General features: G+C 41.1%; 20 protein-coding genes. All 20 read left to right on the forward strand.

Annotation, left to right across the window (positions count from 1 at the left end):
* Positions 1-313: 313 nt before the first annotated feature.
* A complete protein-coding gene (gene rimP, locus LIT25_10750; protein USK35728.1) occupies positions 314-787 on the forward strand; it encodes a ribosome maturation factor RimP in 474 nt (157 codons plus the stop codon).
* Between the two features lie 36 nt (positions 788-823).
* Complete coding sequence (nusA, locus tag LIT25_10755; protein ID USK35729.1) at positions 824-1,957, forward strand: transcription termination factor NusA; 1,134 nt, start codon at positions 824-826, stop codon at positions 1,955-1,957.
* A gap of 13 nt (positions 1,958-1,970) precedes the next feature.
* Positions 1,971-2,246, forward strand: a complete 276-nt coding sequence (locus tag LIT25_10760; GenBank protein ID USK35730.1) for a YlxR family protein — start codon at positions 1,971-1,973, stop codon at positions 2,244-2,246.
* 4 nt (positions 2,247-2,250) lie between these two features.
* A complete protein-coding gene (locus tag LIT25_10765) occupies positions 2,251-2,553 on the forward strand; it encodes a YlxQ family RNA-binding protein (protein USK35731.1) in 303 nt (100 codons plus the stop codon).
* Positions 2,554-2,572: 19 nt separating this feature from the next.
* Positions 2,573-4,753 (forward strand): translation initiation factor IF-2, encoded by a 2,181-nt coding sequence (gene infB / locus LIT25_10770; protein USK35732.1) that lies wholly within the window; start codon positions 2,573-2,575, stop codon positions 4,751-4,753.
* Positions 4,750-5,028: a DUF503 family protein gene (locus LIT25_10775; protein USK35733.1), complete on the forward strand. Its 279-nt coding sequence runs from the start codon at positions 4,750-4,752 to the stop codon at positions 5,026-5,028. Before infB ends, LIT25_10775 begins: the two co-directional genes overlap by 4 nt.
* Before the next feature lie 15 nt (positions 5,029-5,043).
* Positions 5,044-5,400: a 30S ribosome-binding factor RbfA gene (rbfA, locus tag LIT25_10780; GenBank protein USK35734.1), complete on the forward strand. Its 357-nt coding sequence runs from the start codon at positions 5,044-5,046 to the stop codon at positions 5,398-5,400.
* A 72-nt stretch (positions 5,401-5,472) separates the two neighbouring features.
* Entirely contained in the window at positions 5,473-6,387 is a 915-nt protein-coding gene (truB, locus tag LIT25_10785; GenBank protein USK35735.1) for a tRNA pseudouridine(55) synthase TruB, read from the forward strand.
* A gap of 40 nt (positions 6,388-6,427) precedes the next feature.
* Positions 6,428-7,378: a bifunctional riboflavin kinase/FAD synthetase gene (gene ribF / locus LIT25_10790; GenBank protein USK35736.1), complete on the forward strand. Its 951-nt coding sequence runs from the start codon at positions 6,428-6,430 to the stop codon at positions 7,376-7,378.
* A 124-nt stretch (positions 7,379-7,502) separates the two neighbouring features.
* Positions 7,503-7,772, forward strand: coding sequence for a 30S ribosomal protein S15 (gene rpsO, locus LIT25_10795; GenBank protein ID USK35737.1), 270 nt, complete (start codon positions 7,503-7,505; stop codon positions 7,770-7,772).
* A gap of 271 nt (positions 7,773-8,043) precedes the next feature.
* Complete coding sequence (pnp, locus tag LIT25_10800; GenBank protein ID USK35738.1) at positions 8,044-10,161, forward strand: polyribonucleotide nucleotidyltransferase; 2,118 nt, start codon at positions 8,044-8,046, stop codon at positions 10,159-10,161.
* A gap of 126 nt (positions 10,162-10,287) precedes the next feature.
* Complete coding sequence (locus tag LIT25_10805; protein ID USK35739.1) at positions 10,288-11,247, forward strand: polysaccharide deacetylase family protein; 960 nt, start codon at positions 10,288-10,290, stop codon at positions 11,245-11,247.
* 53 nt (positions 11,248-11,300) lie between these two features.
* The gene (locus tag LIT25_10810) at positions 11,301-12,542 is read left to right on the forward strand and encodes an insulinase family protein (GenBank protein ID USK35740.1); all 1,242 of its coding nucleotides are present in this window, start codon (positions 11,301-11,303) and stop codon (positions 12,540-12,542) included.
* Positions 12,543-12,623: 81 nt separating this feature from the next.
* On the forward strand, positions 12,624-12,881 hold the full coding sequence (locus tag LIT25_10815) for a YlmC/YmxH family sporulation protein (protein USK35741.1): 258 nt from the start codon (positions 12,624-12,626) through the stop codon (positions 12,879-12,881).
* A 241-nt stretch (positions 12,882-13,122) separates the two neighbouring features.
* Positions 13,123-14,025 (forward strand): dipicolinic acid synthetase subunit A, encoded by a 903-nt coding sequence (dpaA, locus tag LIT25_10820; protein USK35742.1) that lies wholly within the window; start codon positions 13,123-13,125, stop codon positions 14,023-14,025.
* Complete coding sequence (gene dpaB / locus LIT25_10825; protein USK35743.1) at positions 14,022-14,621, forward strand: dipicolinate synthase subunit B; 600 nt, start codon at positions 14,022-14,024, stop codon at positions 14,619-14,621. Before dpaA ends, dpaB begins: the two co-directional genes overlap by 4 nt.
* Before the next feature lie 138 nt (positions 14,622-14,759).
* Positions 14,760-15,803 carry an aspartate-semialdehyde dehydrogenase gene (asd, locus tag LIT25_10830; GenBank protein ID USK35744.1) on the forward strand — a complete coding sequence of 348 codons (1,044 nt, stop codon included), beginning with the start codon at positions 14,760-14,762 and terminating at the stop codon, positions 15,801-15,803.
* 70 nt (positions 15,804-15,873) lie between these two features.
* On the forward strand, positions 15,874-17,088 hold the full coding sequence (gene dapG, locus LIT25_10835) for an aspartate kinase (GenBank protein ID USK35745.1): 1,215 nt from the start codon (positions 15,874-15,876) through the stop codon (positions 17,086-17,088).
* A 36-nt stretch (positions 17,089-17,124) separates the two neighbouring features.
* Complete coding sequence (gene dapA, locus LIT25_10840) at positions 17,125-17,997, forward strand: 4-hydroxy-tetrahydrodipicolinate synthase (GenBank protein ID USK35746.1); 873 nt, start codon at positions 17,125-17,127, stop codon at positions 17,995-17,997.
* Between the two features lie 179 nt (positions 17,998-18,176).
* Positions 18,177-19,841, forward strand: a complete 1,665-nt coding sequence (locus LIT25_10845) for a ribonuclease J (protein ID USK35747.1) — start codon at positions 18,177-18,179, stop codon at positions 19,839-19,841.
* Positions 19,842-19,912 lie beyond the last annotated feature (71 nt).

Consider the following 19,912-nt stretch of genomic DNA (forward strand, 5'->3'; position numbering starts at 1 on the left):
TGACGGAACTGTGACTTGGGAAATATTCACTGAATCATTTCAAAAGAAAAATCTTGCATTATCGTCTGAATACCTTATGCGGTTTGATTTTAATTTGCAATAAATGGCCGGTTATGTTATATTTTTTATGGAAATGCTAACGATAGTTAGAGGCAGAGAGTGGGGCAACCCACTCTTTCGTATTGAGTAGAGATTTTATTGTCTCTTCATTTGGTTCGCGTGTTGTGTACATACATTCCCTGCTCAATATGAAGCAGGGTTTTTCAGCAACTAATAGTGTCATATTTGCTTCTATTTCACAAGGAGGAACGGGATGAGCAAAAAAGTTACTGAAATCGTAGCAGAATTAGCTATGCCGATTTTAGATGAGTTAACATTGGAATTAGTGGATATTGAATTCGTAAAAGAAGGAAAAGAATGGTTTTTGCGCGTATTCATAGATTCAAGTGATGGAATCGACATAGAGCATTGCGCGATTGTAAGCGAAAAACTGAGTGAAAAATTAGATGAAACAGATCCTATCGAACAAAATTATTTTCTTGAAGTTTCATCGCCTGGTGCGGAGCGTCCGCTGAAGAAGGATACTGACTTCACAAAATCAATCGGCAAAAATGTTTACATTAAAACATATGAGCCTTTTGAAGGATCGAAAGTATTTGAAGGAGAGCTTACTGCTTTTGATGGTGAGCATGTAATTGTAACGATTTTAATTAAAACACGCAAAAAACAAATTCAAATACCTTACGAAAAAATCGCCAGTGCAAGGCTCGCTGTCACGTTCAATTAAATAAACTGTTAGATGGATAAGGGGGAAACCGTAAAGATGAGTAATGAACTTTTTGATGCCTTAACGATTCTTGAAAAAGAAAAGGGCATCAGTAAAGAAGTGATCATTGAAGCAATTGAAGCTGCATTGATCTCTGCTTATAAGCGTAATTTTAACCAGGCTCAGAATGTTCGCGTTGATTTAAACCGCGAAACAGGAACAATGAGAGTCTTTGCAAGAAAAGATGTAGTTGATGAAGTATATGATCCAAGGCTTGAAGTTTCAGTAGAAGAAGCTCAAAGCGTGAATCCAAGCTATCAGGTAAATGATGTTCTTGAGATGGAAGTAACGCCTAAAGACTTCGGCCGCATTGCAGCACAGACTGCCAAACAAGTCGTAACACAGCGTGTGCGCGAGGCAGAACGCGGTGTGATTTACTCTGAATTTGTAGATCGCGAAGAAGATATCATGACTGGTATTGTCCAAAGAATTGACTCTAAATTTATTTATGTCAGCCTTGGGAAAATTGAGGCGCTGCTTCCTGTAAGCGAACAAATGCCAAACGAAAAATACAAGCCGCATGACCGCATTAAAGTATTTATTACAAAGGTCGAAAAAACAACAAAAGGACCTCAAATTTTCGTTTCACGCACTCATCCTGGTTTATTAAAACGATTATTTGAAATTGAGGTTCCTGAAATTTATGACGGCACGGTAGAAATTAAATCGGTAGCGCGCGAAGCTGGCGACCGTTCAAAAATTTCTGTGCACTCAGACAATTCTGAAGTCGATCCGGTCGGTTCATGTGTAGGTCCTAAAGGCCAGCGTGTGCAGGCTATCGTAAATGAGTTGAAAGGCGAAAAGATTGATATCGTAAAATGGTCAAACGATCCTGTTGAGTTTGTTGCCAATGCTCTAAGTCCTTCAAAAGTTCTTGATGTCAATGTGAACGAGGATGACAAAGCGACAACAGTGGTTGTGCCTGATTATCAATTATCGCTTGCTATCGGCAAAAGAGGTCAAAATGCACGGTTAGCGGCAAAATTGACAAACTGGAAGATTGATATTAAAAGTGAGACAGACGCTCTGCAAATGGGCATTTACCCTCGTGCAGGAGCAAATGTGCCGCTTGATGAAAGCGAAGACGATGAGCCGCTTTTTTCTTTCAATCAAGATGAATTAGACAAGTAAGAGGTGAGGCAATGTGAACAATCAAAGAAAAGTTCCGCTGCGCAAATGTGTTGCGACTGGAGAAATGAAACCGAAAAAAGAACTTGTTCGTATTGTCCGTTCAAAAGAAGGAGAAGTTTCCGTTGATCCAACCGGCAAGAAAAACGGACGCGGAGCTTACCTCTCACTTGATAAAGACTGTATTTTACAAGCTAAGAAGAAGAATGTACTGGCTAATCACCTGCAAGTAAAGATTGAAGATGCCATCTACGAAGAATTGCTTCAGCTAGCTGAGAAGGAGAAACATTAATGGTATGGTAAAGCATCAATGGATGTCCTTATTGGGCTTAGCAAATCGGGCAAGAAAGATTGTTTCAGGAGAAGAACTTGTCATCAAAGAAGTAAGACAATGCCGTGCAAAACTTGTTCTGCTCTCTAAAGATGCATCAGAAAATACTGCTAAAAAGGTTCATGATAAATGCAGTTTTTACAACATTCCTGTTGTCTCGGTCCCAGATCGGTACCTGTTAGGTCAGGCGATTGGAAAGGATGCTCGAGTCGTTGTGGCATTAGTTGATGCAGGCTTTGCTGCAAAAATGAAAACCTTGCTCGATTAAATTTCTTGGGGGTGACCATATGACGAAAATGAGAGTTTACGAATATGCAAAAAAACAAAACATATCAAGCAAGGATGTTATAACAGCCTTGCAGAGTATGAATGTTGAAGTCAGCAACCATATGTCAACAATTGATGATCATGTAATCGTCAAACTGGACGGAAAATACAAGGCAGATAAGAAAGAAACAACTAAATCCATTTCTGTCAAACAAAGGGAAGATCACAAAACGCCTATGCAAAAACAAGAGAATACTAACAACACAAAACCGGCTAATCCAACTAAACCAGCAGCAAAAGGCGGCAGCAAGCCGTTTAATCAGCAGGGAAAATCAAACAATAACCGAAATAACAATAACAAGAAAAATTTCGGGAATAAGAAAAACAACAGCAGCAACAATCAGCGCAGACCGCAAGGCGGAGCGCCTGTACAGCCTAAAAAAGAAATGCCAAGCAAAATTACATTTACAGGCAGCCTTACAGTAGGAGAATTAGCAGGCAAGCTTCATAAAGAGCCTTCTGAAATCATTAAAAAGTTATTCATGCTTGGCGTAATGGCAACAATCAATCAGGATCTTGATAAAGATTCAATCGAATTAATTGCCGGCGAGTATGGTGTAGAAGTTGAAGAAGTGATTGTTTTTGATGTAACAGAATTTGAAGGCTATGCAACAGAGGATCAAGAAGATCAGCTTCAAATCCGTCCGCCGGTTGTTACGATCATGGGGCACGTTGACCATGGTAAAACAACTCTGCTCGACTCGATTCGAAATACAAAAGTTACAGCAGGCGAAGCTGGCGGTATCACTCAGCATATCGGTGCGTATCAGGTTGTTGTAAACAACAAAAAAATTACCTTCCTTGATACTCCGGGACATGCTGCATTTACAACAATGCGTGCCCGCGGTGCTCAAGTAACAGATATTACAATCCTGGTTGTAGCAGCAGATGATGGCGTTATGCCTCAAACAGTGGAAGCTATCAGCCATGCAAAAGCGGCTGAAGTTCCAATCATTGTTGCTGTAAACAAAATGGATAAAGAATCAGCAAACCCTGACCGAGTGATGCAGGAGCTGACTGAATACGGTTTAGTATCTGAAGCATGGGGCGGGGACACGATTTTTGTTCCGCTTTCAGCTTTATCGGGTGATGGAATTGAAGAATTGCTTGAAATGATCCTGCTTGTAAGTGAAGTAGAAGAATGGAAAGCAAATCCTAACCGGGCAGCGACAGGAACTGTTATTGAAGCGCAGCTTGATAAAGGCCGCGGTTCAGTAGCTACACTTCTTGTACAAAATGGAACACTTCGTGTTGGCGACTCAATCGTAGTAGGAAATACATTCGGACGTGTACGTGCAATGGTGAATGATCTTGGCCGCCGTGTGAAAGAAGTAGGTCCTTCTACTCCTGTTGAGATCACTGGCCTGAATGATGTGCCGCTTGCAGGAGATCAATTCATGGTCTTCACTGATGAGAAAAAAGCACGTCAGGTTGGAGAAGCGCGTGCAAGCAAGCAGATTGATGAACAGCGTAAAGAAGGCGCGAAACTAAGCCTTGATGACCTGTTTGAACAAATTAAACAGGGCGATATCAAAGATATCAACCTTATCGTAAAAGCGGATGTTCAAGGATCTGCTGAAGCTTTGGCTGCATCTCTTCAAAAAATTGATGTAGAAGGCGTTAAAGTTAAAATCATCCTGACAGGTGTTGGGGCAATTACAGAATCTGACATTATTTTAGCGTCTGCTTCAAATGCAATTGTTATCGGATTTAACGTTCGCCCTGATGGGAATGCTAAGAGAACAGCTGATGCAGAAAAAGTAGACATTCGTCTGCACCGTATCATCTACAAAGTAATTGAAGAAATTGAAGCGGCAATGAAGGGAATGCTTGACCCTGAATTTGAAGAAAAAGTCATTGGTCAAGTTGAAGTCCGTCAAACAATTAAAGTATCTAAGATCGGTACAATTGCCGGTTCATATGTGACTGACGGCAAAATCACCCGCGACAGCAGTATCCGCGTAATTCGTGACGGAGTAGTTGTATTTGAAGGTGAAGTAGACGTTCTGAAACGTTTTAAAGATGATGTAAAAGAAGTTGCGCAAAACTATGAGTGCGGGATTACAATTAAAAACTTCAATGATATTAAAGAAGGAGATATCATCGAAGCATACGTTATGCAGGAAATTGAGCGCAAGTGATTGGATATGCAGAGTGTGAGTGCATCATTTATGATGCACAATCATTGAAGGACAAACGGGCTGTTTTACAGCGCATTTTGATGAGACTGAAGCAGAGGCACAATGTCTCTGTTTCAGAAATTGATTTTCAGGATACCTGGCAGAGAACCAAGATTGGCATCGTCGCCATCACATCAAATAAAGTTCAAACGGAAAAGGAATTGAACAAAGCGCTTGCTATGATTGATTCTTTTCCTGAAATTGAACGCACTGTAACCTCGTTTGATTGGCTTTAACAGTGAGGTGATAGCATGAGTTTACGAGCGAACAGAGTCGGCGAACAAATGAAAAAGGAATTAGGCGAAATTATCAGCCGGAAAATTAAAGATCCCCGCATCGGATTTGTTACGGTGACAGATGTAAGAGTTTCCGGAGATCTGCAAATAGCAAAAGTCTACATTTCAGTTCTTGGAGATGAAGAAAAGAGAGAAAACACTTTAAAAGGCCTTGCAAAAGCAAAAGGCTTTATCCGTTCTGAAATCGGACAGCGCATAAGGCTGAGAAAAACACCTGAAATCCTTTTTGAATTTGATGAATCCGTTGATTATGGAAATCGGATCGAAACACTGATCCACGAAATTAATCAAGAAAACAAGCAGGAAGATTAAAGGAGAGGATAGACATCAGTCTATCCTTTTCGTTTATGTATTCTTTCATATGCAGAAGGGCGGAAAGCGAGCATGGAAGGTGTTTTGTTAATTAATAAGCCTGCCGGAATGACCTCACATGATTGTGTGGCAAAAATGAGAAGAATCGCTAAGACAAAAAAAGTCGGACATACCGGAACCCTCGATCCAGATGTCACAGGAGTACTTCCTGTCTGCCTGGGACGTGCAACTAAGATTGTTGAATATTTAACTGCAGCATCGAAAACATATGAAGCAGAAGTTACTTTAGGCTTCTCAACAACCACAGAGGATGCCTCGGGCGCTGTTGTTGAAAAGAAGAAAGTGGATACTATTATCACTAAGAAAGATGCAGAAGAAGCACTGCAAGCTCTGACAGGTGAAATCGATCAGGTTCCTCCAATGTATTCGGCAGTGAAAATAGGCGGTAAAAAACTGTATGAATACGCCAGAGCAGGACAGACAATTGAGAGGCCAAAAAGAAAAATCACGATTCATGAGATGACAATCTTATCTGACATAGAAACTAAAGGGGACACGGTTTCTTTTCGTTTTAAAGTTCAATGTTCCAAAGGTACATATGTAAGAACCCTTGCTGTGATGATCGGCGAACAATTGGGATATCCTGCCCATATGTCACATTTGATCAGAACAGCATCAGGTCCGTTTTTAATTGATCAATGCCACACCTTTGAAGAAATCGAAAAAATGGCAGATGAAAGCAGACTGCAGGATATTCTCATCCCGATCAGCACAGCTTTAAATCATTTGCCCAAATTGTCCATAAATGATACATTAGCAAAGAAAGTGAAAAATGGTGCTGTGCTTGAGGTTCCAGCTGGTTTTGAACATGATGCGGCTGAAGATTCGATTGCCGTATATGACGAACAGGGAACTTGCCTCGCGATTTATAAGCAGCATCCTGAAAAACCTCACTTCCTTAAACCTTCCAAAGTCCTTGTCATCTGACCTGAAGGAAGAAAGCTGATACAGAAAAGGTGAAACACGAGTGAAAACGATCAAACTAACGCATCCGCACTCTTTAAAAGACATAGAAATGCCCCGGCTGGCAATGGCGCTTGGCTATTTTGACGGCGTTCATCGTGGGCATCAGGAAGTGATATTGACAGCTAAAAAAACAGCAGAAGAAAAAGGATTAAAAAGTGCAGTTATGACGTTTGATCCTCATCCTTCGGTGGTTTTAAGAAAAAATATTCAGCATGTTGAGGCAATTACAACACTGCAGGATAAAATTGATTTAATTGAAAAGCTTGAAATCGACTATCTTTTTATCATTCAATTTTCCGAAGAGTTTGCAGCACTGCTGCCCCAGGAATTCGTTGACCAATACATTATCAGGCTGAATGTAAAGCACGTAATAGCAGGCTTTGATTATTCCTATGGCAGGCTTGGAAAAGGTACGATGGAAACCTTGCCTTTTCATTCAAGAAGCGCTTTTGATCAAACGACAATCAGCAAGCAGACAGATCATGACCGGAAAATCAGTTCAACTCTGATCAGGGAGGTGCTGAGAAGCGGGGATGTTGAGTATGCTTCCCGCCTTCTTAACAGGCCGCACAGAGTAAACGGAACAGTGATACATGGAGATAAGCGCGGCAGAACGATTGGCTTTCCAACGGCAAATATAGAGCTTGACGGGGCATACATAACCCCTCCGACAGGGGTGTACGCGGTCAGATTTCAAATAGACGATGCGGTTTATAACGGGGTATGCAACATTGGCTACAAACCAACCTTTTACGATGAAAAAAAAGTAAAACCAAGCATAGAAGTCCATATTTTTGAGTTTAATAAATCTATATATGGAAAGAATGTTTCTATATTCTGGTATAAACGGATAAGAAGCGAGCAAAAATTCAGTTCGATTGACAAACTGATCGAGCAAATTGGAAAAGATAAAGCTTCCGCTGAACAATTTTTTCAGGATCTGCAAGATTAACACTTGCCTTATGTCCGGAAAAATAGTATTCTAATAAATGTAACTTTTATAACCATTGCTTGGCAGAACGATTCACCAACGTTTGCTCGGTAATTGGGGTTTTTAAATGAAGGAGGTGAATAGGATGGCAATCACTCAAGAACGTAAGAATGAAATTATCACTGAGTACAGAACGCATGATACGGACACTGGTTCTCCAGAAGTTCAAATCGCTATCCTAACTGAGGATATTAACAATCTTAATGGACATTTACGTGTTCACAAGAAAGACCACCATTCACGTCGCGGTCTTTTGAAAATGGTAGGTAAACGCCGTAATCTTTTGACGTACCTGCGCAATAATGACGTAACTCGTTATCGTGACCTAATCAACAAGCTTGGTTTACGCCGATAATCTTTGAAAAGCGGGAGAATTCCCGCTTTTTTAGTGTATTAAAATAAGAAAAGCAAAAGCGCCTTGGACAGATCCGTTCTTACCTGAGAATCTAGGGCTGCAGCCAGACACGAAAGCGGATGAAATTTAAATATTCTTATCCTTTAAAAAATAAGATTTACACGCGATCTATTTACATACCGGAATAACATTGATATGTTGAATTTAAATGGTTCATAATAATACATAAATGTATGTTGTGACTTATATGACGAGAGGAGTTCATTCTTATATGGGACAAGAAAAACAAGTGTTCTCCATTGATTGGGCTGGAAGAGAATTGACCGTTGAAGTTGGCCAGCTGGCAAAACAGGCAAACGGCGCGGCACTGATCCGCTATGGAGACACAGCTGTATTAAGTACAGCAACAGCATCAAAAGAACCGAAAACAGTTGATTTTTTCCCGTTAACTGTCAATTATGAAGAACGCCTTTATGCAGTTGGTAAAATTCCTGGAGGCTTTATTAAACGCGAAGGCCGCCCAAGTGAAAAAGCAATCCTTGCAAGCCGTCTGATTGACCGTCCATTGCGTCCATTGTTTGCTGATGGTTTCCGAAATGAAGTACAGGTTGTCAGCATTGTAATGAGTGTCGATCAGGACTGTTCATCTGAAATGGCGGCAATGTTCGGTTCATCCCTTGCTTTAACTGTATCTGACATTCCATTTGAAGGTCCGATTGCAGGTGTAGTTGTCGGCCGTGCTGATGATAAATTTGTCATCAATCCGACAGTTGAACAAATGGATAAAAGTGATATCAATTTAATTGTTGCAGGCACAAAAGATGCTATTAACATGGTAGAAGCAGGAGCAAATGAAGTTCCTGAAGAAACAATGCTTGAAGCGATCATGTTCGGTCATAATGAAATCAAACGTCTGATTGCATTCCAAGAAGAGATTGCAGCTCAAGTCGGGAAAGCAAAATCAGAAGTGAAACTATATGTTCTTGATGCGGATCTTGAGACAAGCATTCGTGAAATGGCTGAAAAAGACTTGCTGTCAGCGATTCAAGTGCAGGAAAAACATGCACGCGAAGAAGCAATAAATGAAGTAAAGAAAACAGTAGTTGCCCATTTTGAAGAGCAGGAAGCAGAAGCTGACACTCTTAAACAAGTGAAAGAAATCCTCTCTAAATTAGTCAAACAAGAAGTCCGCCGTCTGATCACTGAAGATAAGATCCGCCCGGATGGCCGTAAAATTGATGAGATCCGTCCTCTTTCTTCAGAAGTCGGCTTGTTATCCCGCACACATGGTTCAGGTCTGTTCACACGCGGGCAAACTCAGGCTCTCAGCATTTGTACGCTTGGAGCACTGGGAGATGTCCAGATTCTTGATGGTCTCGGCATTGAAGAAACAAAACGCTTTATGCATCATTACAATTTCCCGCTGTTCAGCGTAGGGGAAACTGGATTTATGCGTGGACCTGGACGCCGTGAAATCGGCCATGGAGCGCTCGGCGAAAGAGCTCTTGAGCCTGTTATTCCTTCAGAAAAGGATTTTCCGTACACAGTCCGTCTTGTATCAGAAGTTCTTGAATCAAACGGTTCAACATCACAAGCAAGTATTTGCGCAAGCACACTTGCCATGATGGATGCTGGTGTTCCGCTTAAAGCTCCTGTAGCAGGAATTGCAATGGGACTTGTGAAGTCAGGAGAGCATTACTCAGTGCTGACTGATATTCAGGGAATGGAAGATCACCTGGGAGATATGGACTTTAAAGTTGCAGGTACAGCTAAAGGCGTAACTGCCCTTCAAATGGATATTAAAATTGAAGGATTATCCCGTGAAATTTTAGAAGAAGCTCTTCTGCAGGCTAAAAAAGGACGCATGGAAATCCTTGATTCAATGCTTGCAACAATTAAAGAGCCTCGTACAGAGCTTTCTCAGTATGCTCCTAAAATCTTAATGATGGCGATTAATCCTGATAAAATCCGTGATGTTATTGGACCAAGCGGTAAACAAATCAATAAAATCATCGAAGAAACTGGCGTTAAAATTGACATTGAACAAGACGGAACGGTCTTTATTGCATCAACGAATGAGGAAATGAATCAAAAAGCGAAGCAAATTATTGAAGACATTGTCCGCGAAGTTGTTGTTGGACAAATGTATTTAGGAAAAGTGAAGCGCGTTGAAAAGTTCGGTGCTTTCGTTGAAATATTCAATGGCAAAGACGGTTTAGTACACATTTCTGAACTCGCAGAAGAGCGCGTTGGAAAAGTTGAGGATGTTGTTAAAATCGGTGATGAGTTGCTTGTGAAGGTAACTGAAATTGATAAACAAGGTCGCGTCAATCTTTCTAGAAAAGCAGTTCTTCGTGACGAGAAAGAAAAAGAAAAGCAAAATTCTTAAAGTGTAGAAGCCAGAGAAGCTAGGTCTGGCTTCTTTTTGCTTTTTTCTCCTCTCTTTGCACCTATTGCACATGTTCTACCTTGTCCCCTTCGTACATATTTTCTAGTAAAAAGGGGGAAGACAAACATGAAGAGGTTTCACTATTTAAGCATCGCGCTCATATTGATCATATCTGCTGCTGTCATTCAGAATCCATTTACATCAGCCTATGTGTCTACAGTGAAAGTTGCAGAAGTTTCAGCTGTAAAGCAGCCCGATGAACTCTACCAGACAATCGCTGCAAAGGTGAAGGATTATGAAAAACCGGCACAGGATGCTCAAATACATACGGTCTGGAAAGCGACTCCTGGCTACAACGGCATAACCATTGATATTGATGAGTCGTATAAAAAGATGAAGAAAATTGGGGATTTTGATGAAAAGCAGCTTGTCTTTAAGCAGATAAAACCAAAAGTGCACTTATCCGACCTGCCTTCAGCCCCGATTTACAGGGGGCACCCTGATAAAACGATGGTTTCCTTTCTCATTAATGTTGCCTGGGGCAATGAATATCTTCCATCTATGCTTGACGTGCTTGATAAGCATGGAGTAAAAGCTACCTTTTTCTTAGAAGGAAGATGGGCAAAAGAAAATCCTGTACTTGTTAAAACAATAAAAGAGGCCGGTCATGAAATTGGGAATCATTCCTATTCCCATCCTGATATGGCAAGGATCACAACAGATCAAATCCGTAAACAGATTGGTTCAACAAATGACGTCATCAAAGAGATTACAGGTGCCGCTCCAGTCTGGTTCGCACCTCCAAGCGGAAGCTACAGGCAGGACGTGATTACCGTAGCAGATGAATTTAAGATGGAAACAGTGCTCTGGTCTGTTGATACAATTGACTGGCAAAAGCCTGAGCCCGGCGTTTTAGTTGAACGTGTTCTTAAAAAGGTTCATAATGGTGCTATGATTCTCATGCATCCCACTGATTCCACGTCGAGAAGTTTAGAAACATTGATTCAGTCAATTAAACAGAAGGGATATTCTTTCGGTTCTGTATCAATGCTCTTGGATGAAGAACGGCTGCCGGCATCAAACTAACATATTTCACATATACATCAGATCCTTGGAGCTTACAGATAGGAGGAACAAGATTGATTAAAAAGTATACATGCCAAAATGGTGTAAGAATAGTGCTCGAAAATATCCCTCATGTTAGATCGGTTGCAATTGGGGTATGGATTGGAACGGGCTCAAGAAATGAAAATGAAAAAAACAATGGGATTTCGCACTTTTTAGAGCATATGTTTTTCAAAGGAACTAAAACAAGATCAGCACGTGAAATAGCTGAATCTTTTGACAGCATCGGCGGGCAAGTAAACGCTTTTACTTCAAAAGAATATACGTGCTATTATGCGAAAGTGCTTGATGAACATTCAGATTATGCGCTCGAAGTCCTTGCAGATATGTTCTTCAACTCAACGTTTGATGATATTGAACTGAAAAAAGAAAAAAACGTTGTATATGAAGAAATTAAAATGTATGAAGATACTCCTGACGATATCGTACATGATTTGCTCAGCAAAGCTACATACGGTGAGCATCCGCTTGGGTATCCGATTTTAGGAACGGAAGAAACGCTTGCAAAATTCGAAAGCGACACATTGCGAGAGTATATGGATCAATATTATACTCCAGAGAATGTCGTGATTTCTGTAGCAGGCAATATTTCAGAGAGCTTTATTTCAGAAGTTGAAAAACAATTCGGTTCGTTTGAGACGAGTCAAAAGGGAACTGAAATTGGTGCACCGGCATTCATGAATCAGAAGCTTGCGCGCAAAAAAGATACAGAGCAGGCTCACCTTTGCATCGGTTTTGACGGACTTCAAGTTGGACATGAAAAAATCTATGATTTAATCGTACTAAACAACGTTCTTGGCGGCAGCATGAGCTCAAGACTGTTCCAGGATGTCCGCGAGCAAAAAGGACTTGCCTATTCAGTCTTTTCTTATCACTCCTCATATCAGGATAATGGCATGCTGACGATTTACGGAGGCACAGGGCGAGCACAGCTTGATGTTCTGTTTGAAACAATCCAGGAAACGCTTGCTACATTGAAAAAAGAAGGCATAACTTCCAAAGAACTCACAAACAGCATAGAACAAATGAAAGGCAATTTGATGCTCAGCTTAGAAAGCACGAACAGCCGCATGAGCCGAAACGGTAAGAATGAACTCCTTCTTGGGCGCCATCGCAGCCTGGACGAAATGATCGAAATGATAAATGAAGTAACGGCAGATAATGTCAATGCCCTTGCAAAACAATTATTTACTGATGATTACTCCATTGCTCTGATCAGCCCGGACGGTAATCTTCCTTCTGCCTTAAAACAATAATCAGTTAAGACCTGCAGGCATCTTCCTGCAGGTCTTTTTTGTGTCCAAATGGATATATATGATAAAAAGGATGGTGATTTCATGAGGCTGAGCGAGCTGAGCGGGAAAGAAATTGTGGATGTGAAAAGAGCAGAGAGATTAGGAATTTTAGGACAGACGGACCTGGAAATTAATGAGCAGACTGGTCAAATAACTGCACTTGTCATTCCATCAGTAAAATGGTTCGGATTCAGAAAGCAGGGAAATGAAATCAGAGTGCCCTGGCTTCACATTAAAAAGATCGGCACCGATATGATTATTTTAGACATAGAAGATGATCAAATAAAACTTTTAGAGTAAAAGCGATTGGACGCCAATCGCTTTTTTTGATGGATTCAGCTTCAAAGTGCCAGCGAAAAAATTTATTTTCCCTGGGCTGAAGTATAAGCCGCTGATTTCAATTCAATTTCAGGTCTCACAATTATATGCGTTATAGACTATCACCACGCCTGCTGATTTTACATAAGATGTTTAAGTAAGTTCACTCAGGATTCAATCAATATGAATATATACATCGCGAAAAAGTAGGTGAAAGGGCCGTATGCTAACAGGACTTAATATAGCAGTCATTGGAGGAGATGCCCGGCAGCTGGAGGTCATCCGGAAATTGACAGAACTAGATGCAAAGCTTTTTTTAGTAGGCTTTGACCAGCTTGATCATGGATTTACCGGAGCCGAGAAATTGAAGCTTGCCGAAGTGCATTTTGAAGAAATAGATGTCATTATTTTGCCTGTTCCCGGAACGAATTTAGAGGGGCACGTCGATACAATCTTCTCCAATGAAGAAGTAGTGTTAACGGAGGAGATCATCCAAAGAACACCTCCTCATTGCATCATTTATTCTGGAATCAGCAATCCATACTTAGACGGAATAATTGATGGAGAGAACCGAGAACTTGTTCAGCTTTTTGAAAGAGATGATGTAGCGATCTACAATTCCATTCCGACCGTAGAAGGAACAATTATGATGGCTATTCAGCACACTGATTTTACGATTCACGGTTCAAGAATTGCTGTACTGGGACTTGGACGTGTAGGTATGAGCGTTGCCCGTACATTCTCGGCACTTGGAGCAAAAGTGAAGGTCGGAGCAAGAAAGTCTTCGCATATTGCAAGAATTATTGAAATGGGGCTTGAGTCCTTTCAGCTTGAGGATCTAGAAAAACAAGTTTCACAAATAGATATCTGCATTAATACGATTCCTTATCACATCGTGACGGCAAAAGTGATTTCCAAAATGCCTGCCCACACACTGATTATTGACCTTGCATCAAAGCCGGGGGGAACGGATTTTAAATATGCTGAAAAAAGGGGCATAAAAGCATTGCTCGCACCGGGTCTTCCGGGAATAGTCGCACCGAAAACGGCCGGTCAGATTGTGGCAAACGTATTGGCGGCGCTGCTTACAGAGGAATTCTCCAAAAGGAAGGGGTCATCATCATGAAGGTTAAAGGCAAAAGAATCGGATTTGGATTAACAGGGTCTCACTGCACATATGATGCAGTTTATCCGCAGATTAAACGATTGATTGACGAAGGAGCAGATGTGATGCCTGTCGTCACAAATACGGTTAAAGCTACAAATACAAGATTTGGCAAAGGTGAAGAGTGGATAAAAAAGATTGAGGAGCTGACAGGTCATAAAGTCATTGATTCCATTGTAGGAGCAGAACCGCTTGGGCCAAAAATTCCGCTTGACTGCATGGTTGTTGCTCCGATGACAGGAAATTCAATGAGCAAACTTGCAAATGCAATGACAGAATCACCGGTGCTGATGGCTGCGAAGGCTACTTTAAGAAACCATAAGCCGGTGGTAGTTGGCATTTCTACGAATGACGGGCTTGGTTTAAATGGGGCGAATCTGATGAAGCTCATGGCTGCAAAGAATATGTATTTTATTCCATTTGGCCAGGATGCTCCATTTAAAAAACCAAATTCATTAGTGGCCAAAATGGACTTATTATTGGAAACAGTGGAAGCAGCATTAGAGCATTCGCAGTTTCAGCCGGTAATCATTGAAAAATTTCGTGATGACGAATAGCCTCCTTATTGGTAGAATAGAAGGCAAGAAAAATCATGGTTGAATAATGAATACACCTAGTCTATGATAAACTAATACGCAATATGATATGAAGTTAATCCGTTAGTATACGGATAATCGCGGAAGGAGTTTTGATATATGAATACAAATGGTTATCATGTTGCTGTCCTTGGCGCAACAGGCGCAGTCGGACAGCAAATGCTGCAGACTTTGGAAGAGCGGGACTTTCCTATTTCTAAATTGACTTTATTGTCTTCTGCAAGATCAGCCGGCAAAAAAGTGATGTTTAAAGGAGAGGAATATGAAGTTCAGGCTGCAAGCCCTGACAGCTTTAAAGGCGTACAGATTGCCCTTTTCAGCGCAGGCGGCAGTGTTTCTAAAGAATTTGCTCCTGAAGCAGTCAAGCACGGGGCAATTGTTGTTGATAATACAAGTGCCTTCCGCATGGATGAGCATGTTCCGCTTGTTGTTCCGGAAGTAAACGAGGAAGATTTAACCAAACATAACGGCATTATTGCCAATCCAAACTGCTCTACCATACAAATGGTTGTCGCTCTTGAACCTTTGCGTCAGGCTCATGGCTTAAACAAAGTAATCGTATCGACATACCAGGCAGTATCAGGATCTGGCGCCGCTGCAATTGAAGAACTGAAAACTCAGTCGGAAGCAATCTTGAAAGGCGAAGAGTTTACTCCTGAAATTCTGCCTGTAAAAGGGGACAAAAAGCATTTTCAGATCGCTTTTAATGCGATTCCTCAAATTGACAAATTTGAAGAAAATGGCTTCACTTTCGAAGAAATGAAAATGATGAATGAAACGAAAAAAATCATGCACATGTCAAACCTTGAAATAGCAGCTACATGCGTGCGAATTCCGATTGAGACTGGTCATTCTGAATCTGTTTACATTGAACTTGATTCGGATTCTGTCAGCGTGAGAGATATTCATGAATTATTAAAAGGTGCATCGGGAGTTACTCTTCAGGATGATCCGCTTACCCAAACATATCCAATGCCTGCAGATTGTGTAGGGAAAAATGATGTATTTGTCGGACGCATCCGCAAAGATCCTGATCGTGCAAATGGCTTCCATTTATGGATCGTGTCTGATAATCTTTTAAAAGGCGCAGCATGGAATTCCGTTCAAATTGCAGAAAGCCTTGTTAAATTGAAATTAGTATAAGCAGGATCGAAGAGAGCGAGGGTATATTTTACCTGCTCTCTTCTCTTACGTATAGAGTCGGGGTGTAAGGATGAAAATAATCGTTCAAAAGTTCGGCGGAACATCTGTTAAAGATGATCACGGCCGGAAGATGGCATTAAAACATATTAGAGATGCATTAAAAGAGCAGTATAAAGTGGTAGTAGTCGTCTCAGCAATGGGCAGAAACGGAGACCCGTACGCGACAGATTCCTTTTTAAATCTTCTATACGGCGGAACAGCTTCGATTTCAAAGCGGGAACAGGATTTGCTGTTATCCTGCGGAGAAACCATCTCTTCCGTAGTTTTCACAAGCATGCTGAAGTCAGAAGGAATTGAAGCATCTTCACTGAGCGGAGCGCAGGCAGGATTTTTAACAAATAACGATTATACAAATGCAAAAATCCTTGATATGAGGTGCGAACGTCTCAGAAGAGAGCTTGAACACAATGACGTAGTTGTAGTAGCAGGCTTCCAGGGAGCAACAAAGAGCGGAGATATAACAACCATCGGCAGGGGCGGAAGCGATACGTCGGCAGCAGCGCTTGGAGCGGCCCTTGAAGCACAGTTTATTGATATTTTCACAGATGTAGAAGGTGTCATGACCGCAGATCCAAGAATTGTTGAAAAAGCAAAGCCTCTTACAACTGTAACGTATACTGAGATTTGCAACTTGGCTTATCAGGGTGCAAAAGTTATTCACCCGAGAGCTGTTGAAATTGCCATGCAGGCAAAAGTTCCAATCAGAATCCGCTCAACCTATTCCGAAGGTCTTGGTACACTTGTTACATCCCATCATTCGGAAAATTTGGGCAGTGATATAAATGATAGGCTGATCACCGGCATCGCCAATGTGTCGAATGTCACACAGATCCATGTATCTGCCAAAGAAGGTCAATACGAGGTGCAGACTGAGGTATTTAAATCAATGGCTCGTGCAGGAATCAGCGTGGATTTCTTCAATATTACGCCAAGGTCAGTTATTTATACAGTTGCTGAAGAAGTAACGGACTATGCCATTGAAATTTTAAGAGGCATGGATTATGAACCATCCGTCAAAAGACATTGTGCAAAAGTTTCTACAGTTGGAGCGGGAATAGCCGGAGTGCCCGGTGTAACTGCAAAAATTGTAACGGCATTGTCTGAACAGGGAATTCAAATTCTTCAATCCGCAGATAGTCATACGACAATTTGGGTATTGGTAAAAGAAGAGGATATGATCAATGCAGTAAACGCTCTGCATGATGCGTTTGAACTCTCGAATTAGCAGAAAGTCTCAAGAGGATAAAAAAGGAGTGTCACAATGATTGACTTTGGTAAGATATCTACAGCCATGGTAACACCATTTGATAAAAATGGAAACATCGATTTTGCTAAAACATCACAGCTTGTAAATTTTTTAATTAAGAATGGGTCGGATTCATTAGTTGTGGCAGGAACAACTGGAGAATCTCCTACACTTACATCAGAAGAAAAGATTGCATTATTCAAGCATGTTGTCTCTGAAGTGAACGGCAGAGTACCTGTTATTGCCGGTACGGGAAGCAATAACACAAAAGCATCAATCGGCCTGACAAAAAAAGCAGAAGCTGCAGGAGTTGACGCAGTTATGCTTGTAGCACCTTACTACAATAAACCAAATCAAGAAGGGCTTTACCTGCATTTTAAAACCATTGCAGAGGCAACTGAGCTTCCGGTAATGATTTACAATGTCCCGGGACGCACTGCAATAAGCATTTCTCCTGATACCATCGCCCGCCTTGCTGAGCTTCCAAATGTGGTCGCTGTAAAAGAAGCGAGCGGTGATTTGGATGCAATGTCTGAAATTATCTCAAAAACTCCCGAGGATTTTGCTTTATATTCTGGAGATGACGGCTTAACACTTCCTGTTCTTTCAATCGGGGGTGCGGGGATTGTTTCTGTAGCATCACATGTAATCGGCAATGAAATGCAGGAAATGATCACAGCTTTTAACGCGGGTGAAAATATAAGAGCAGGCGCCATTCACCGTCAGCTGCTTCCCATTATGAAACAGCTTTTCAAAGCTCCTAATCCGGTACCGGTTAAAACGGCCCTTCAGTTTAAAGGGCTAGACGTCGGACCTGTAAGATTGCCGCTCGTCTCATTAACTGAAACGGAAAGAAATGAATTGACGAAAGTCATCACTTCCATCTAAAACCAGAGGACCAATCACAGGATTGGTCCTTTTTCACCTCAATATATGAAAATGTCCTCACTTTCTTTTCATTTCCTGCTTAGATTTCAGCCCCAAGAGATTATTTCCTTGTATTCCATTTCTTTCATCAGTTATAATAAGCATTAGTTGTATTGGACGGGTTCAGGGAGGATTACCAATTGAATAAACAGACAGAAAACATCAAGATTATTGCCCTAGGCGGAGTTGGAGAAATTGGCAAGAATTTGTATGTCATTGAAATCGATCATAACATCTTTATCGTTGATGCTGGATTAATGTATCCAGAAGCCGGGATGTTAGGGATTGATATGGTCATTCCTGACATTACATACTTGCGGGAGAATGCAGATCGGGTGAAGGGCATCTTTTTAACACATGGTCACGAAGAGAACATTGGCGGCGTTTTCTATGTGCTGAGACATCTGTCCATTCCGGTTTTTGGAACAAAACTGACTCTTGCTTTAGTGTCCCAAAAAGTAAAAGAACTAAATCCGAAACAAAAAGCAGATTATCAGGAAGTTGATTCTGCCACTGTTTTAGATTTTGATGGCGTGAATGTATCTTTCTTCAGAACGATTCACAGCATCCCTGATTCAGTCGGAGTATGCTTCCATACATCACTAGGAGCGATTGTGCACACAGGGGATTTTAAATTTGATACAACTCCTGTGCTCAATACGAGCTCTGATTTAGGCAAAATGGCCATGATCGGAGAGCGAGGTGTCCTTTGCCTTCTGTCTGACAGTACAAATGCCGAACGGCCAGGCTTTACAGCTTCTGAAACCGTTGTGGGGCATGAGATTTCAGATGCTATGTACAATGCAAATGGAAGAACGATTGTAGCGATTTATGCATCAAACATCAACCGCATCGTCCAGGTGATTGAAGCTGCATCTGATAATAAGAGAAAACTAGTCCTGCTTGGAAATTCAATAAAAAATGTTTATGAAATTGCAAAAAATTTAGGATACATCACTGAAAGTGAAAATTTAATCATACCCGTCCAAGATATCGATAAATATCCTAAAAATGAAGTAGCGATTCTGACAACAGGTCATCAGGGAGAACCACTCACTGTATTAACCCGTATGGCAAAAGGCGCACATAAACAAATCCGAATTGAAAAAGATGATACAGTTATTATCTCTGCGACACCTGTTCCAGGAAATGAGCTTCATTTTTCTAAGACAGTTGATTTACTCTACCGCGCTGGTGCCAATGTCATTTTCGGACAAAAGCAAATCCATGTATCAGGGCACGGCAGCCAGGAAGAATTAAAATTGATGCTGAATATGATGAAGCCAAAATACTTTATTCCGATTAACGGCGAGTACAAAATGCAAAAAGCTCATGCTAAACTTGCTAAATCCGCCGGAATAGAGACCGAGAATATTTTCGTTGTTGAAAAAGGCGACGTGATTGAGTTCTCTCAGAATAAAGTTAAATCGATATCTAAAGTGCCTTCAGGGAATGTTCTGATAGACGGTTTGGGCGTTGGCGATATTGGAAACATTGTGCTGAGAGACCGGAGACTTCTTTCTCAAGACGGCATTCTCATTGTCGTAGTTACACTGGATCGCTCTAAAAAAGTAATGATTTCCGGACCTGAGATCATATCTAGAGGATTTGTCTATGTCAGGGAATCGGAAGAACTTATTTTAAAAGCTTCTGAAATGGTAACTGATATTGTTGAAAAAAGCATGCAGGGTCATGGAATTGAATGGTCTGCATTAAAATTAAATATCCGCGAGGCGCTGAATCGTTTCTTATTTGAACAAACGAAACGCAGACCGATGATTTTACCGATCATCATGGAAATCTAAACAAAAGGAGCCTTTTTAATGGCTCCTTTTTTAACTTGAAAAGGACCTAATTTTTACCCCTTTCGAATGTT

Origin of the sequence: Bacillus sp. F19 (assembly GCA_023823795.1) — a bacterium.
In the GTDB taxonomy this organism is placed as follows: Bacteria; Bacillota; Bacilli; order Bacillales; family Bacillaceae; genus Bacillus_P.

What these genes read in the sequence shown, in the direction of transcription:
- rimP (USK35728.1), top strand. Translation starts at nt 314, where the DNA reads ATGAGCAAAAAAGTTACTGAAATCGTAGCAGAATTAGCTATGCCGATT.
- nusA (USK35729.1), top strand. Translation starts at nt 824, where the DNA reads ATGAGTAATGAACTTTTTGATGCCTTAACGATTCTTGAAAAAGAAAAG.
- LIT25_10765 (USK35731.1), top strand. Translation starts at nt 2,251, where the DNA reads ATGGTAAAGCATCAATGGATGTCCTTATTGGGCTTAGCAAATCGGGCA.
- infB (USK35732.1), top strand. Translation starts at nt 2,573, where the DNA reads ATGACGAAAATGAGAGTTTACGAATATGCAAAAAAACAAAACATATCA.
- rbfA (USK35734.1), top strand. Translation starts at nt 5,044, where the DNA reads ATGAGTTTACGAGCGAACAGAGTCGGCGAACAAATGAAAAAGGAATTA.
- truB (USK35735.1), top strand. Translation starts at nt 5,473, where the DNA reads ATGGAAGGTGTTTTGTTAATTAATAAGCCTGCCGGAATGACCTCACAT.
- rpsO (USK35737.1), top strand. Translation starts at nt 7,503, where the DNA reads ATGGCAATCACTCAAGAACGTAAGAATGAAATTATCACTGAGTACAGA.
- pnp (USK35738.1), top strand. Translation starts at nt 8,044, where the DNA reads ATGGGACAAGAAAAACAAGTGTTCTCCATTGATTGGGCTGGAAGAGAA.
- LIT25_10805 (USK35739.1), top strand. Translation starts at nt 10,288, where the DNA reads ATGAAGAGGTTTCACTATTTAAGCATCGCGCTCATATTGATCATATCT.
- LIT25_10815 (USK35741.1), top strand. Translation starts at nt 12,624, where the DNA reads ATGAGGCTGAGCGAGCTGAGCGGGAAAGAAATTGTGGATGTGAAAAGA.
- dpaA (USK35742.1), top strand. Translation starts at nt 13,123, where the DNA reads ATGCTAACAGGACTTAATATAGCAGTCATTGGAGGAGATGCCCGGCAG.
- dpaB (USK35743.1), top strand. Translation starts at nt 14,022, where the DNA reads ATGAAGGTTAAAGGCAAAAGAATCGGATTTGGATTAACAGGGTCTCAC.
- asd (USK35744.1), top strand. Translation starts at nt 14,760, where the DNA reads ATGAATACAAATGGTTATCATGTTGCTGTCCTTGGCGCAACAGGCGCA.
- dapG (USK35745.1), top strand. Translation starts at nt 15,874, where the DNA reads ATGAAAATAATCGTTCAAAAGTTCGGCGGAACATCTGTTAAAGATGAT.
- dapA (USK35746.1), top strand. Translation starts at nt 17,125, where the DNA reads ATGATTGACTTTGGTAAGATATCTACAGCCATGGTAACACCATTTGAT.